The organism is Streptomyces globosus, from assembly GCF_003325375.1.
In the GTDB taxonomy this organism is placed as follows: Bacteria; Actinomycetota; Actinomycetes; order Streptomycetales; family Streptomycetaceae; genus Streptomyces; species Streptomyces globosus_A.
Genome location: NZ_CP030862.1, coordinates 5,912,876 through 5,926,805 on the forward strand (window position 1 = coordinate 5,912,876; position 13,930 = coordinate 5,926,805).

The 13,930-nt window shown below is 75.1% G+C and carries 15 protein-coding genes and 1 tRNA gene; 7 read left to right on the plus strand and 9 right to left on the minus strand.

Features of this window, described 5'->3' with window-relative positions; all coding sequences use genetic code 11:
• The first annotated feature begins 4 nt into the window (after nucleotides 1–4).
• Nucleotides 5–1,822: a glutamine--fructose-6-phosphate transaminase (isomerizing) gene (gene glmS / locus C0216_RS26240; RefSeq protein WP_114057661.1), complete on the plus strand. Its 1,818-nt coding sequence runs from the start codon at nucleotides 5–7 to the stop codon at nucleotides 1,820–1,822.
• Nucleotides 1,823–1,959: 137 nt separating this feature from the next.
• On the opposite strand, the gene C0216_RS26245 is transcribed toward glmS, so the two are convergent.
• Complete coding sequence (locus C0216_RS26245) at nucleotides 1,960–2,532, minus strand: GPR1/FUN34/YaaH family transporter (protein WP_114057662.1); 573 nt, start codon at nucleotides 2,530–2,532, stop codon at nucleotides 1,960–1,962.
• 96 nt (nucleotides 2,533–2,628) lie between these two features.
• Nucleotides 2,629–3,159 carry a universal stress protein gene (locus tag C0216_RS26250; RefSeq protein WP_114057663.1) on the minus strand — a complete coding sequence of 177 codons (531 nt, stop codon included), beginning with the start codon at nucleotides 3,157–3,159 and terminating at the stop codon, nucleotides 2,629–2,631.
• A 340-nt stretch (nucleotides 3,160–3,499) separates the two neighbouring features.
• Here C0216_RS26250 and C0216_RS26255 point away from each other — a divergent pair, with 340 nt between their 5' ends.
• From C0216_RS26255 to C0216_RS26270, 4 genes are all read left to right on the plus strand, one after another.
• On the plus strand, nucleotides 3,500–3,949 hold the full coding sequence (locus C0216_RS26255) for a hypothetical protein (RefSeq protein WP_428985459.1): 450 nt from the start codon (nucleotides 3,500–3,502) through the stop codon (nucleotides 3,947–3,949).
• Between the two features lie 373 nt (nucleotides 3,950–4,322).
• Nucleotides 4,323–5,492 carry a helix-turn-helix domain-containing protein gene (locus C0216_RS26260; protein ID WP_114057664.1) on the plus strand — a complete coding sequence of 390 codons (1,170 nt, stop codon included), beginning with the start codon at nucleotides 4,323–4,325 and terminating at the stop codon, nucleotides 5,490–5,492.
• 153 nt (nucleotides 5,493–5,645) lie between these two features.
• Entirely contained in the window at nucleotides 5,646–6,248 is a 603-nt protein-coding gene (orn, locus tag C0216_RS26265; RefSeq protein ID WP_114057665.1) for an oligoribonuclease, read from the plus strand.
• Nucleotides 6,249–6,352: 104 nt separating this feature from the next.
• A tRNA-His gene (locus tag C0216_RS26270) sits at nucleotides 6,353–6,425 on the plus strand.
• A gap of 116 nt (nucleotides 6,426–6,541) precedes the next feature.
• Here C0216_RS26270 and C0216_RS26275 read toward each other — a convergent pair.
• The 4 genes from C0216_RS26275 to C0216_RS26285 all read right to left on the minus strand — a co-directional run bounded on the left by C0216_RS26275 (nucleotide 6,542) and on the right by C0216_RS26285 (nucleotide 9,537).
• Nucleotides 6,542–7,183 (minus strand): disulfide bond formation protein B, encoded by a 642-nt coding sequence (locus tag C0216_RS26275; protein WP_174250462.1) that lies wholly within the window; start codon nucleotides 7,181–7,183, stop codon nucleotides 6,542–6,544.
• An 11-nt stretch (nucleotides 7,184–7,194) separates the two neighbouring features.
• Nucleotides 7,195–7,359 carry a DUF5993 family protein gene (locus C0216_RS33950; protein ID WP_174250463.1) on the minus strand — a complete coding sequence of 55 codons (165 nt, stop codon included), beginning with the start codon at nucleotides 7,357–7,359 and terminating at the stop codon, nucleotides 7,195–7,197.
• A 62-nt stretch (nucleotides 7,360–7,421) separates the two neighbouring features.
• Nucleotides 7,422–8,822, minus strand: a complete 1,401-nt coding sequence (locus C0216_RS26280; RefSeq protein WP_114057666.1) for a sensor histidine kinase — start codon at nucleotides 8,820–8,822, stop codon at nucleotides 7,422–7,424.
• Between the two features lie 25 nt (nucleotides 8,823–8,847).
• Nucleotides 8,848–9,537, minus strand: coding sequence for a response regulator transcription factor (locus C0216_RS26285; RefSeq protein ID WP_114057667.1), 690 nt, complete (start codon nucleotides 9,535–9,537; stop codon nucleotides 8,848–8,850).
• Between the two features lie 79 nt (nucleotides 9,538–9,616).
• Here C0216_RS26285 and C0216_RS26290 point away from each other — a divergent pair, with 79 nt between their 5' ends.
• Nucleotides 9,617–10,174 carry a hypothetical protein gene (locus tag C0216_RS26290; RefSeq protein WP_114057668.1) on the plus strand — a complete coding sequence of 186 codons (558 nt, stop codon included), beginning with the start codon at nucleotides 9,617–9,619 and terminating at the stop codon, nucleotides 10,172–10,174.
• Between the two features lie 51 nt (nucleotides 10,175–10,225).
• Here the strand turns inward: C0216_RS26290 and C0216_RS26295 are convergent, their stop codons facing one another.
• A complete protein-coding gene (locus C0216_RS26295; protein ID WP_174250464.1) occupies nucleotides 10,226–11,170 on the minus strand; it encodes a spermidine synthase in 945 nt (314 codons plus the stop codon).
• A gap of 43 nt (nucleotides 11,171–11,213) precedes the next feature.
• Nucleotides 11,214–11,669 (minus strand): hypothetical protein, encoded by a 456-nt coding sequence (locus C0216_RS26300; protein WP_246042694.1) that lies wholly within the window; start codon nucleotides 11,667–11,669, stop codon nucleotides 11,214–11,216.
• Nucleotides 11,670–11,948: 279 nt separating this feature from the next.
• On the opposite strand from C0216_RS26300, the gene C0216_RS26305 reads away from it, so the two are divergent.
• Nucleotides 11,949–13,250: a tetratricopeptide repeat protein gene (locus tag C0216_RS26305; protein ID WP_114057669.1), complete on the plus strand. Its 1,302-nt coding sequence runs from the start codon at nucleotides 11,949–11,951 to the stop codon at nucleotides 13,248–13,250.
• A 38-nt stretch (nucleotides 13,251–13,288) separates the two neighbouring features.
• On the opposite strand, the gene C0216_RS26310 is transcribed toward C0216_RS26305, so the two are convergent.
• Nucleotides 13,289–13,885 carry a histidine phosphatase family protein gene (locus C0216_RS26310; protein WP_114057670.1) on the minus strand — a complete coding sequence of 199 codons (597 nt, stop codon included), beginning with the start codon at nucleotides 13,883–13,885 and terminating at the stop codon, nucleotides 13,289–13,291.
• Between the last annotated feature and the right edge of the window lie 45 nt (nucleotides 13,886–13,930).

The following is a 13,930-nucleotide window of genomic DNA, read 5'->3' on the forward strand; positions in this document are numbered from 1 at the left end:
CTTCATGTGCGGAATCGTGGGATACATCGGCAAGCGCGACGTCGCGCCGCTGCTGCTGGAGGGCCTCCAGCGTCTGGAGTACCGCGGGTACGACTCGGCGGGCATCGTCGTCAACAGCCCGAAGTCCACGGCGCTCAAGGTCGTCAAGGCCAAGGGCCGCGTCCGTGACCTGGAGACCCGGGTCCCCAAGCGCTTCGCCGGCACCACCGGCATCGCGCACACCCGCTGGGCCACCCACGGCGCCCCGAGCGACATCAACTCCCACCCGCACCTGGACGCGGAGAACAAGGTCGCCGTCGTCCACAACGGCATCGTCGACAACGCCGCCGAGCTCCGCGCCAGGCTGGAGTCCGAGGGCGTGGTCTTCGTCTCGGAGACCGACACCGAGGTCATCGTCCACCTGATCGCCCGCTCCCAGGCCGAGAGCCTGGAGGAGAAGGTCCGCGAGGCCGTCAAGGCGATCGAGGGCACCTACGGCATCGCCGTGATGCACGCCGACTTCGCCGACCGCATCGTCGTCGCCCGCAACGGCTCGCCGGTCGTCCTCGGCATCGGCGAGAAGGAGATGTTCGTCGCCTCCGACGTCGCCGCGCTCGTCGCCCACACCCGCCAGGTCGTCACCCTCGACGACGGCGAGATGGCCACCCTGAAGGCCGACGACTTCCGCACCTACACGACCTCCGGCGCGACCACCACCGCCACCCCGGAGACCGTCGAGTGGGAGGCCGCCTCCTACGACATGGGCGGCCACGACACCTACATGCACAAGGAGATCAGCGAGCAGCCCGACGCGGTCGACCGCGTCCTGCGCGGCCGCATCGACGACCGCTTCTCCACCGTGCACCTCGGCGGCCTGAACCTCGACCCGCGCGAGGCCCGCGGCATCCGCCGCGTCAAGATCCTGGGCTGCGGCACCTCGTACCACGCCGGCCTGATCGGCGCGAGCCTCATCGAGGGCATGGCCCGCATCCCCGCCGACGCCGAGCCTGCCTCCGAGTTCCGCTACCGCAACCCGGTCGTGGACCCCGACACCCTCTACATCGCCGTCTCCCAGTCCGGCGAGACGTACGACGTGCTGGCCGCCGTCCAGGAGCTCAAGCGCAAGGGCGCCCGCGTCCTCGGCGTCGTCAACGTGGTCGGCTCCGCCATCGCCCGCGAGGCCGACGGCGGCGTGTACGTGCACGCCGGCCCCGAGGTCTGCGTCGTCTCCACCAAGTGCTTCACCAACACGGTCGTGGCGTTCGCGCTGCTCGCCGTGCACCTCGGCCGCATCCGCGACCTGTCCGTCACCGACGGAAAGCGGATCATCGAGGGCCTGCGCCGCCTGCCCGCCCAGATCGAGGAGATCCTCAAGGGCGAGGAGGACATCAAGGAGCTGGCCGCCCAGTACGCCGACGCCAAGTCGATGATGTTCATCGGCCGCGTCCGCGGCTACCCGGTCGCGCTGGAGGCCTCCCTGAAGCTCAAGGAGATCTCCTACATCCACGCCGAGGCCTACCCGGCCTCCGAGCTCAAGCACGGCCCGCTCGCCCTGATCGAGCCGGCGATGCCGACGGTCGCGATCGTCCCCGACGACGACCTGCTGGAGAAGAACCGCGCCGCCCTGGAGGAGATCAAGGCCCGCAGCGGCCGCATCCTCGCCGTCGCGCACCGCGAGCAGGAGAAGGCCGACCACACCATCATCGTCCCGAAGAACGAGGACGAGCTGGACCCGATCCTGATGGGCATCCCGCTCCAACTGCTGGCCTACCACACCGCCCTCGCCCTGGGCCGGGACATCGACAAGCCGCGCAACCTCGCGAAGTCCGTCACCGTCGAGTAGCAGCGGCGGGCGGCCTCGCCGCCCCGCCGAGGCGCGCCGAAACGGCCGAACGGCCCCCGGTCCGAGGACCGGGGGCCGTTCGCGCACCCGCGCCGCCTTCCCGTGCGGCGCCGCCTGGCGGGACGGCGCCGAGCGGGTCAGCCCGCGGCGGCCGCGCTCCTGCCGCCGGAGGCCCGGCCGAGCGCGGTCGGCCAGTTGGCGAGCGCCGCCGTGGCGCCGTACCAGGCCATCAGCCCGGAGACGGCGGCCACCCAGCCGGCGGCCTTGCCCAGGCCGCCGCTGTCGGCGAGGGTCCCCACGGCGAGGAGGACGAGGGAGAGCGTGAGCAGGGCGTACGCCCCCTGGCCGAACAGCCCGCCCGGCGCACCCAGGGTGAGCGTCAGCGCGAGCAGGGCGAAGAGGAGCAGGAACAGGCCGGCGGCGTTGGCCGAGACCTTGGCGTCGGCCCCGTGGGCCCAGGTGAACCAGAAGGCGCCGAGGCCCGCGAACGCCGTGCCGTTGAAGCCGTTTCCGCCGCGGTACTCCAGGAGTCCGAGGACGAACAGGGCGAGGCCGCCGACGTAGGTCGCGAGCGAGACGGAGTCGGCCGCGGACACCCCGCCGACGATGCCGGTCTGTCCGATTCCGAAGGCGAGAAGGGTGAGACCCAGGGCCAGGTTCCCGAGGGTCGAGGTGGAGGCCGTGCTTCCCGCAGAGACACCGTTGTCCACGGCGGGCTCCCTTCGATCTGCAGTTGTTGCTGCGTCCCAGCAGCACTTATCTACCCTTTACAGGGGTGCACAACCGCACAATCAGCACCTGCGGGGTTACGGAATGACAACAACCGGTCGCTGTGCGCGCTTGGCCAGGCGGCCCGCGACCGAGCCGAAGATCCGGCCCACGATCCCGTGCGTCGAGCCGACCACGATGGCGTCGGCCGAATACTCCCGGCCGACCTCCTCCAGTTCGTGGCAGATGTCGCCGCCCCGCTCGACGAGGATCCAGGGCACCTCGGCCAGGTAGTCCGCGCAGGCCAGCTCCAGGCCCAGCACCTCGGTGCGGTGGTCCGGCACGTCGACGAAGACCGGCGGCTCGCAGCCCGCCCACACGGTGGTGGGCAGCCGGTTCGCCACGTGCACGATGATCAGGCCGGAGCCGGAGCGCCGCGCCATGCCGATCGCGTACGCCAGGGCGCGCTCGCTGGAGGTGGAGCCGTCGAAGCCGACCACCACGCCGTGGCGGAAGGCCGGGTCGCAGGGGTGGCGCGCCTCGTCCGCCGCGCGCACGTCGCTCGGCACGTGGTCGGCGAGCGGCTTGCGCTTGCGGTCCGCGGGTTCGGGGAATTCGTGACCGGCCATGGGTGTCTCGGCGAAGAGGTCCTCGGGCGAAGGGACAAGACGACGGGGCGGCAGTGGGTGAAATCGACGACGGAGGGTGACGGAGCTCTGTCCGGGAAGCATCTTCCCAAGCCCTTACCCCTCAGGGTACGGCGACACTCCTGTCCTGCCCAGGGCATGCAGCACTTGGAGAGCGTCCCAGGGAGCATGCCGGAGGCAGGCCTGGTTGGCAATGGCCGCTGGCCCCTACAGCCAGTGACCGGCGGGCTGCCGCGCCACCCGTGCGCGCAGTGACCGAGCCCCGCCGGGCACCGTTGGACAGGCGTCCGACCGTCCAGGAAGAGCCCGCAGGGAGCCCGCCGTGCCCGGCCACCCGGTTCCGCCCGCCCAGTCCGCCGAGCCGGCGCACCCCGGCCCGCACGCCGACCCGTACGCCGGCGCCCCCCGGCGTCCCGCGGGCGGCGCGGTTCACCCGTCCGTGCGGTCCGCGCACCGCCGGGACGACGATCCCGCGGGTGACGTGGTGCGCTGGGCGGTCTTCAGCTGCCTGCTCGTCCCGGTCGTCCTCGTCGTCTACGGGACCTCCTTCGGCGGGGCCGCGGTGGCGACCCTGGGGCTGGTGGCGGTCACGGCCGTGTGCCGGGTGATGCTCCGCCGGTCCGAGCAGGCCGGGCGGGCCGCCGCCCTCGTCCCGGCGCGGCAGCGGGCGGCCGCCGGGCGGCGCCGGCGGCAGTCGCGGGGCGCGGGCGCGGCCCGCGGCGGCGGCCGCCACGGCTGTGCGGGTCCGGGCGGGGGCGCCCCGCGGGACTGACTGGTTCGCACAACCACACCCGCTTGGTTTCGGCCAACTTCCCGGAAGGTCCGCCCCCTTGCCGGAATGCCCCGTCCCGCCCCCCACCACCAGCGTCAACGACCGTGGAGGGCCCGGAAGACCCGATGAGTACCGGCCACGGCCGAATCCAGGACCCCGCAGGCCGGTAGCGGAGCGGAACGGTTCCTGATCGAATGCTTTTCGCCAAGTTGCCAAGTCGACATAGCGCTGCGTGCTGAACTTGTCACGCCGACACCAGTGGACGCAGTAGATTCGATCATGTTTTACGGCGGGGGATCCACGTGCAAGGCCGAGGGGAAACGTGCAGGTGCGACCAGACCAAGGAGTCGCGACACCCAAGGGGGGCTTAGCCATGAGCCAGGATTCCACCGCCGTCGTCGCTGACGCCGGCAGGAAGCTCGCGGGGCGTCGCCGCAGGGAGATCGTCGCGGTGCTGCTGTTCAGCGGCGGACCGATCTTCGAGAGCTCGATCCCGCTCTCCGTGTTCGGCATCGACCGGCAGGACGCGGGAGTTCCACGCTACCGACTGCTCGTGTGCGCCGGTGAGGACGGTCCGCTGCGGACCACCGGCGGACTCGAACTGACCGCGCCGTACGGCCTGGAGGCGATCGCCCGCGCGGGCACCGTCGTCGTCCCGGCCTGGCGCTCCATCACTTCGCCGCCGCCTCCGGAGGCGCTGGACGCCCTGCGTCTGGCACACGAGGAGGGGGCCCGGATCGTCGGGCTGTGCACGGGGGCCTTCGTGCTCGCCGCCGCCGGCCTGCTGGACGGGCGGCCTGCGACGACGCACTGGATGTACGCGCCGACGCTGGCCAAGCGGTACCCGTCCGTCCACGTCGACCCGCGCGAGCTGTTCGTCGACGACGGCGACGTCCTCACCTCCGCGGGCACCGCGGCCGGAATCGACCTGTGCCTGCACATCGTGCGCACCGACCACGGCAGCGAGGCCGCCGGGGCGCTGGCCCGCCGGCTCGTCGTCCCGCCGCGGCGCACGGGCGGCCAGGAGCGCTATCTCGACCGGTCCCTGCCGGAGGAGATCGGCGCCGACCCGCTGGCCGAGGTCGTCGCCTGGGCGCTGGAGCACCTCCACGAGCAGTTCGACGTGGAGACGCTCGCCGCCCGCGCGTACATGAGCCGGCGCACCTTCGACCGGCGGTTCCGCTCGCTGACCGGCAGCGCGCCGCTGCAGTGGCTGATCACCCAGCGGGTGCTCCAGGCGCAGCGGCTGCTGGAGACCTCCGACTACTCGGTCGACGAGGTCGCCGGGCGCTGCGGGTTCCGCTCGCCGGTCGCGCTGCGCGGGCACTTCCGCCGCCAGCTGGGGTCCTCCCCGGCGGCCTACCGCTCCGCCTACCGGGCCCGCCGGCCCCAGGGCGAGGCGCAGGCCTCCGACCTGGGCGCGGGGCCGGTGCCGCACCAGCGCACCCCGCAGCCGCAGCGCGCGGCGGCGGCGCTGGCCGCCTCCGGCCCGACGGTGACGGAGCTGTACGCCCCGAACCGGGTGCTGCGCGAGCACGCGTAGCGCCTGGCCCGGGGGCGCACCCCGAACGGCAGGGCCCCGTACCGGTCTCGAACCGGTGCGGGGCCCTGCGCCGTCCCCGGGGGCGCCGCCCGGGTGCGGGCCCGGCCGGATCGGCGCGGGGAGCGCACCCCGGGGAGCGCATAAGGTGGACGCATGAACGATCGCATGGTGTGGATCGACTGCGAGATGACCGGTCTCTCGCTGACGGACGACGCACTTATCGAGGTGGCCGCGCTGGTCACCGACTCGGAGCTGAACGTGCTCGGCGAGGGCGTGGACATCGTGATCCGCCCGCCGGACGCGGCCCTGGAGACCATGCCCGACGTGGTGCGCGAGATGCACACCGCCTCCGGCCTGCTCGCCGAGCTGGCCGGGGGGACGACGCTGGCCGACGCGGAGGAGCAGGTCCTCGCGTACGTGCGCGAGCACGTCAAGGAGCCCCGGAAGGCGCCGCTGTGCGGGAACTCGGTCGGCACCGACCGCGGGTTCCTGCTGCGGGACATGCCGGCGCTGGAGAGCCACCTGCACTACCGGATCGTTGACGTGTCCTCGGTCAAGGAGCTGGCGCGCCGCTGGTACCCGCGGGCGTACTTCAACAGCCCGCCGAAGAACGGCAACCACAGGGCGCTGGCGGACATCCGCGAGTCGATCGCCGAGCTGCGCTACTACCGGGAGGCGGTCTTCGTGCCGCAGCCGGGGCCCGACTCGGACACCGCCCGGTCCATCGCCGCGAAGTACGTGCTGCCCGCCGGGTAGCACGCGGAGCGGCCCCGATGGAGGGGGTCCCGGAAAACGGGGGCGCGAGCACCCTCCGGGACCCTGTACCCTTTTCTTCGGCCGGTCGGTTTCGACCGGGCGTGGTGGGTGTAGCTCAGTTGGTAGAGCACCTGGTTGTGGTCCAGGTGGCCGCGGGTTCGAGTCCCGTCACTCACCCTGGCAGGAGGGCCCCGGTCCGCGGAAGCGGCCGGGGCCCTTCCGCGTTCCCAGGGCCTCTTCCGGCCGCCGGGACCGCTCGGACCGGGTGCGCGGCGCAGAGGGCTCCGCCGGCGCTACCACAGCCCGCCGGGGCGTACGTCGTGGAAGAACTCGTAGCGGCGCGGTGCCTCGGGCAGGAACCAGTGGAAGCCCTCCTGGAGGAAGACCGCGGCCAGGCTCACGGCGGTGACCAGCAGCAGGAGCCACAGCACGGCCGCCCCCGCGGTCCGGTACCGCCCGGGCCCGGCCGCCGGGACGGCCCGGTCCGCGGTCGCGTGGGCGAGGGCGAGGACGATCCCGACGGCCGCGGCGGAGGCCTGGAAGAGGAGCGCCGCCCACATGGGCGGGTGCAGGCCGAGGACCGCGGCGCCGTCCGCCCGGCCGCCCGGCAGGACGGCCTGCCGCCAGGACGCGAAGGAGCCCGCTGCGAGGGCGGTCAGCGCGAGCCCCCACCCGGTCATGTAGTCGCGGCCGGAGACCGCCCCGTCCATCAGGGCCGTCCGCACGATGTACGCCGCGCCCGCCGCCGCGAGCAGCATGCACATCCGCTGGACGACGCACAGCGGGCACGGCGGCGCCCCGGCCGTGAACTGGTGGACGAGGCCGCCGGCGGCGACGAGCGCCCAGCCGGCGGTGAAGAGGCAGGCGAACCAGAACTGGACCCGCCCGAGGAGGCCGCCCTCGATCGGCGTCTCCGGAACCATGCTGCTGTGCATCGTGACCACGGTCAGAGGCCCGCCCCGAGCGAGGGGCCGCCCGCGGCGTGGTGGGCAGTCAGCAGGACCATCGCGGCGAGCACGGCCCACCAGGCGCCGAGCACGGCCGTCCGCGACGACTCCCGGCACATGGCGAAGAGGGTGGCGAGGAGACCGCCGAAGATGAGGGTGTCCATGCCGCGGACGGTACCCACGGAGCCGCGCGCGGCCCGCGAGGCGCGCCCCCGGCGCCCGCCGGTTACGTCGGTTGACCGGCAGCGGCGCGTCCGCGCCGCCTGCGCCGTCCGCGCCGCTCGCGGCCGCCGTCCGGGCCGGCGCCGCGGCTCCGGCCGTCGAGGGCGATCCACAGCCGGACCTCGGTGCCGCCGAGGACGGAGCGGCCGATGCGCACGTCGCCGCCCGTGGACTCGGCGACCCGGCGGACGATGTCCAGGCCGAGGCCCGTCGAGCCGTCGCGGCCGCCGTCGTTCCCGCGGCGCAGGGCGGCGTCGGGGTCGTCGATGCCGGGGCCGGCGTCGGAGACGAGGACGATGACGGCGTCGCCCGCGTCGTGGACGTCGACGGCGAAGGGGGTGCCCTCGGGGGTGTGCCGGAAGACGTTGCCGAGGAGCGCGTCGAGGGCGGCGGCCAGTTCGGGCCGGGCCACCGGGATCCGCACCGTGCGGTCCACCCCGGCGAGCCGGACGGTGCGGCCCTCGTCCTCGGCGAGCGCCGACCAGAAGCCCATCCGGTCGCGGATCACCTCGGAGGCGTCGCAGCCGGCGCCCGCCCCGGCGGCGGGGGCGCGCTGCTCGCGGGCGGTGCGGATGATCGTGTCGACCTCCCGCTCCAGCTGCTCGACGGCCGCGCGGGTCTGCTCGGCGGCCGGGCCCTCGCCGAGCGAGGCCGCGTTGAGCCGGAGCACCGTGAGGGGGGTGCGCAGCCGGTGGGAGAGGTCGGCGGCGAGCTCCCGCTCGTTGGCGAGGAGCTCGACGACCTGGTCGGCCATGGAGTTGAACGCGACGGCGGCGGAGCGCAGCTCCTTCGGCCCGGCCTCCGGTACGCGTGCCCCCAGTCGGCCCTCGCCCAGCTGGTGGGCGGCGTCGGCGAGCCGCTCGGCGGGCCGTACGAGCCTGGCCCCGAGCCGGTCGGCGACGGCGACCGAGCCGACGACGAGCGCGAGGCCGACGCCGGCCAGGACGAGCCAGGCGGTGCCGACGCCGTTGCTGACCTCGGATTCGGGGACGTAGATCTCGACGACGGCGATGTCGCCGGAGCCGAGGGCCGTGGGCTGGAGGAGGGCGGAGCCGCCGCGGGCCAGCGGGACCGTCATGGCCCGGCCCTGCTTGCGGGTCTCCTCCACGGCGTGCACGGCTGCCCGGCCGGTGCCGACCTCGACGGCCTGGCTGCCGCCGACGGCGGGCACGTGCACGGCCATCCGCCCGGCGGCGCCCGTCTGCGTGGACTCCACCGCCTTGCGCAGCTGTACGGGGTCGGTGGTGATGGACAGGGTCGGGCCGATCGTGGCGGCCTGCCGCTCGGCGTTGGAGAAGGCCCGGTCGCTGGCCATCTCCTGGACGACGAGCCCGAGCGGCACCGCGAAGGCCACGACGACCATCACCGTGACCGCCAGGCACACCTTGACCAGGGCCCACCTCACGGGCGCGCCCCCCTGCCGCCGCCGCTCACGCGGGCGGTTCCAGCTTCACCCCGACGCCGCGCAGCGTGTGCAGGTAGCGGGGGTTGGCGGCGGTCTCGCCGAGTTTGCGGCGCAGCCAGGACAGGTGCACGTCGATGGTCTGGTCGTCCCCGTACGACTGCTGCCACACCTCGGCGAGCAGCTCGCGCCGGGAGACGACCACGCCGGGCCGGCCGGCGAGGAAGGCCAGCAGGTCGAACTCGCGGCGCGTCAGGTCCAGTACGGCGCCGTCCAGTTCGGCCTGGCGGCGCAGCGGGTCGATGGCCAGCCCGCCCACGCGCAGGACGCGGGAGGGCGCCTCGGCCCCGGCGGCGGCGCGGGCGCGGCGCAGGACGGCGGCGATGCGGGCGGAGAGGTGCTCGACGGAGAACGGTTTCGTCAGGTAGTCGTCGGCGCCGTCGTTGAGCAGCCGGACGATCTCGGCCTCGTCGTCGCGCGCGGTGGCGATGATCACGGGGACGTCGGTGATGCCGCGCAGCATCTTCAGCGCCTCGGCCCCGTCCAGGTCGGGCAGTCCGAGGTCGAGGATGACGACGTCGAAGCGGTGGTGGGCGACCTCCCGCAGGGCCTCCAGGGCCGTGCCGACGCTGCGCACGGTGTGGGCGGCGTCGGTCAGGTGCCGGATGAGGGCGGAACGTACGAACTGGTCGTCCTCGACCACGAGCACACTTGCCATGGGCCGCACCGTAGTCCATTCGGGGGACACTGCGGGGTGTCGGGCGGCGTTCGGGGCGGGTGGTGCAGTATGTGGCCTGATGCGCCGAGGACTTGTACATGCTTTCGCCTGGATGCTGGCGACCGGGGCGGCGGTGACGCTGTCGTGGTGGGGCGTGCACTCCGTCATGTCCGGAACGGCCTACGATCCGCCGCTCGCGGTGCCGTTGGCGCCGGACGCGCTGTCCTCGTCGACGCAGCGCCCGCCCACCGCCGCGCCGGCACCCTCCCCGACCGGGTCGCCGTCCGCCGCGGCCTCCCCGCCGGACCCGGGCGCGCCGCCCGCCGGGCAGCCGTCCGGCAGGCCGTCGCCGAAGGCGTCCGGGGCGGGCTCCCGCCCGGCGGGGCAGGAGGCCGCGGACGGCTCCGGGGATGCCGGGCGGGTGAAGGCGTACACGGCGGCGGGCGGGCGGGTCGTCTTCGACCTCGGCGCGTACTCGGCGGACCTGGTCTCGGCGACGCCGGAGGCGGGCTGGCAGATGCAGGTGTGGAAGCAGCCGTACTGGATCCGGGTCACCTTCACCAAGGGCGACCGGGAGGTATCCGTCTTCTGCACGTGGCACAGCCATCCGCCGCTGGTGGAGACGTACGAGAACTGAGCGGGCGGCGGGGCGGGGGGCGGGGCCGCGCGGGGCGCGGGCCGCGCCGCGTCAGCGGAAGACCGACGGCGGCGGCTGCGGCGACGGGACCGCCGAGGCGTCCGCGACGGGGGCTGCGCCGCCCGCGAAGTCGGTCAGGGCCCGGCCGTGCTCGACGCGCCCGGGGTGCGGGTCGCTCGCGACCCGGCGGGTGAACTCGGCGACGGGCAGTTCGCGGTCGGAGGCGGCGAGCACCGCATTGCCGAAACGCTTCCCCCGCCACACCACCGGGTCCGCGGCCAGCGCCAGGTGCGCGAAGCGGGCGGCCGCGGTCGCGATCTGGCCCTTCAGGTGCGCGAGCGGCGGCCCGTCCGCGAGGTTCGCCGCATACCAGCCGCCGGGCGCGAGGGTGCGGCGCACCTCGTCCAGGAACTCGGTGCTCGTCAGGTGCGCGGGGGTCCGGGCGCCGCTGAACACGTCCGCGATGACCAGGTCCGCCCAGCCGTCGGGGACCTTCGCGAGGCCGGCGCGCGCGTCCAGCGCCCGGACGCGGATCCCGGCCTGCGGGTCCGGCGGCAGGTGCTCCCGCACGAAGGCCACCAGCGCGGCGTCGACCTCGACGACCTGCTGCCGGGAGCGGGGGCGGGAGGCCGCCGTGTAGCGGGCCAGGGTGAAGGCGCCGCCGCCGAGGTGGACCACGTTCAGCGGCCGCCGGGCGGGGGCGGCGAGGTCGATGAGGTGGCCGATGCGGCGCTGGTAGGCGAACGCGAGCCGGCCCGGGTCGGCGAGGTCGACGTGCGACTGCGGCGCCCCGTCGATCAGCAGGGTCCAGCCGCCCGGGTGCTCCCGGTCGGGCGCCAGCTCCGCGAGCCCGCCGTCCACCGGAGCGGAGACCGGCCCGGAGCCGCCGCGGGGGCCCGCCGCCGGCGCGCCCGCGCGCCCGCGCCGCCCGCTGCCGGCGTCCGTGCCGCGCGCCTCGCCCCGGCCCTTGTCCCTGCCTCTGCCCTTGCCTGCCACCAGGCCATTGTCCCCGCCCCGCGGGTCCGTCGGCCCGCCCCCCTCAGCTGCAGCTGTCCGCCGCCTCGATCAGCCGGGCCGCCTCGCCGAGCGCCGCCCGCAGCACCTCCGGGTCGGTGACGCCGCCCGCCGGGTCGGGCGGGAGCAGCCAGCCCCCGTCCCGCGCGGCCGGGGGCAGCTCGCCGAAGCGCATGCCGCGGCCGTTCGTCTGCGTGCAGGCGCTGCCCGGCAGGTCCCAGCCGTCGGCGGTGCCGGGCGGTACGAGGAAGCCGAGGGTGTCGCCGGAGCCGTCGTGGAGGACCGGCCCGACCCCGCCGTCCCGGTCCGCGGCGCGGCGGATGATGTCGACGGCCTCCAGGCCCTGCCGGGCGGGCACGGTCACGAGGTCCGGCGCGCCGGCCCCGGCCGCCCGGACCGCGAGGGCCGCGGGGGCCGCCCGGAACCCGGGTGCGCAGGGCCCGCCCTGCGCGGGCGCGGTGTCCATTCCAGTGCTTTCCATACCGGCCTCCACCACCAGAACGCCTCCTCCGTCGCCTGCGCGCGGGGGACGGGAGCCGCAGCGCGCTCCTCAAGGGGTTCAACGCCCCCGTCCGTCAACAGATGCGGCGGCAAGACGCCGCAAAGGATGGCAGTTCATGGCGGATCGCGGGTGAGATATCCGATTTGTAGCCAAACACCACGTCACGGGGCCCCCGCCGGCGGTACGTTGCGTGCGCGCCGGGCCGGCACCCCCGCCGACAGCACCGGCGGTGCGTCCCCTGCCAGAGAGGCCAGTTCCATGGCGGCGTTCCCGCACTCACCCAACCAGGCGTTCCGGCGGCTGCGCGGAACCCGCTCCCCCGCGGAGTTCGCGGCCCTGGTGCGGCGGGCCGCCCGCGACATCGGAGAAACGGTTTCCTGCGACGCCCGCTACATCGGCCGGGTCGAGGCCGGGGAGATCCGCTGCCCCAACTACGCCTACGAACGGGTCTTCCTGCACATGTTCCCCGGCCGGACCCTGACCGACCTGGGCTTCTCCCCGCGCGAGGCGGTCCGGGGCCGCGCCGCCCAGCGCACCGCGCACGCGCGTGCGCAGGCCGGGGAGAGCAACGTGCAGCGCCGCGCCTTCATGGCGGGCGGCTCCGCCACCGTGGCGGCCGCCACCCTCGGCCTGACCCTCTTCGGCGACACCCGCCGGCTGCCCGCCCGCGCCGGCGAGCCCGAGGCCGCGGCAGTCGAGGACGCCGTGCGCCGGATCCGGCTGCTGGACGACCGGCACGGCGCCGACACCCTGTACCGCCGCGCCGCCGAACCGCTGCGCGCCGCGTACGCACTGCTGGACGCGGGCGCGACCCGGCAGTCGACCGAGGACCGGCTGCACGCGGGCGCCGGCGAGCTGGCCCTGTCGGTGGGCTGGCTGGCACACGACTCCGGCCGCTTCGACGACGCCCGCTCGCACTACGCGGAGGCCCTGGCCACGGCCCGCGTCTCCGGGAACGCCGCCCTGGAGGCGCATGCCTTCAGCAACATGGCCTTCCTGGCCCGGGACACCGGCCGCCCGCGGGAGTCGGTGCGGGCCGCTCAGGCGGGCCGCCGCGCCGCCCGCTCCCTCGGCTCCCACCGGCTGCTGTCGCTGCTCGCGCTGCGCGAGGCGGGCGGCTGGGCCGGCCTCGCCGACCGGCGGGCCTGCGAGGACGCCCTCAGCCGGGCGCACGCCGAGTTCGCCCGCGGGGAGGCCGGCGCCGACCCCGAGTGGATGTCCTTCTTCGGCGAGGCCGAGCTGGAGTCGCTGGAGTCGCGCTGCTGGGCGGCGCTCGGGGAGCACGCCCGCGCCGCCCGGCACGCGCGCCGCGCGGCGGACCTCCAGGACCCGCACTTCGCCCGCAACGTGGCCCTCTACACCGCGGAGCTCGCCGACGACCTGGCCCGCGCGGGCGCCCCCGACGAGGCCGCCTGGGCGGGCGGCCGCGTCATGGACCTGCTCGCTGACGTGCAGTCCACCCGGGTCGAGAGCATGCTGTCGGCGACGGCCCGCACCCTGGTGCCGCACCAGCGCAGCCCCCGGGTGGCGGCCTTCCTGGCCCGCCGCGCCATGGCCTGAGGCCGCTCCCTGCACCCCGGGGCACGTCGATACGGGCCCTACGCCTCCAGGTGCCCGGTGTCGTTCCAGCGCTCCAGCGCGGGGGCCCCGTACGCCCAGCCGAGCACCGAGAGCGAGGTGGGCTCCAGGCGGATGCGCGCCCCGAAGGAGGCCTCGAAGCCGAGCCAGCGGGCGGCGAGGGTGCGCAGGATGTGCCCGTGGGCGAAGACGAGGACGTCCCGCTCGGCGGAGCGGGCCCAGGCGACGACCTCGTCCGCGCGGGCCGCGATGTCGGCGACGGACTCGCCGCCGGGGACGCCGTCGCGCCAGATCAGCCAGCCGGGCCGGACCGCCTGGATCTCGGCCGGGGTCATGCCCTCGTAGTCGCCGTAGTCCCACTCCATCAGCAGGTCCCACGGCTCGGCCCGGCCGCCGAACCCGGCCAGGTCGCAGCTCTCGCTCGCCCGGGACAGGGGGCTGGTGCGGACCTCCACACCGGGCAGGGCGTTCCACGGCTCCCCGGCGAGCCGCTCGCCGAGCAGCTTCGCGCCGCGCCGGCCCTCTTCCAGCAGGGGCACGTCGGTGCGGCCGGTGTGCTTGCCGAGCCTGGACCACGCGGTCTGGCCGTGCCGGGCGAGGAGGATGCGGGGCGCCATGGTCGTGTTTCTCCCGGTACTGGTGGTTCGCGGTGGTTCGCGTGC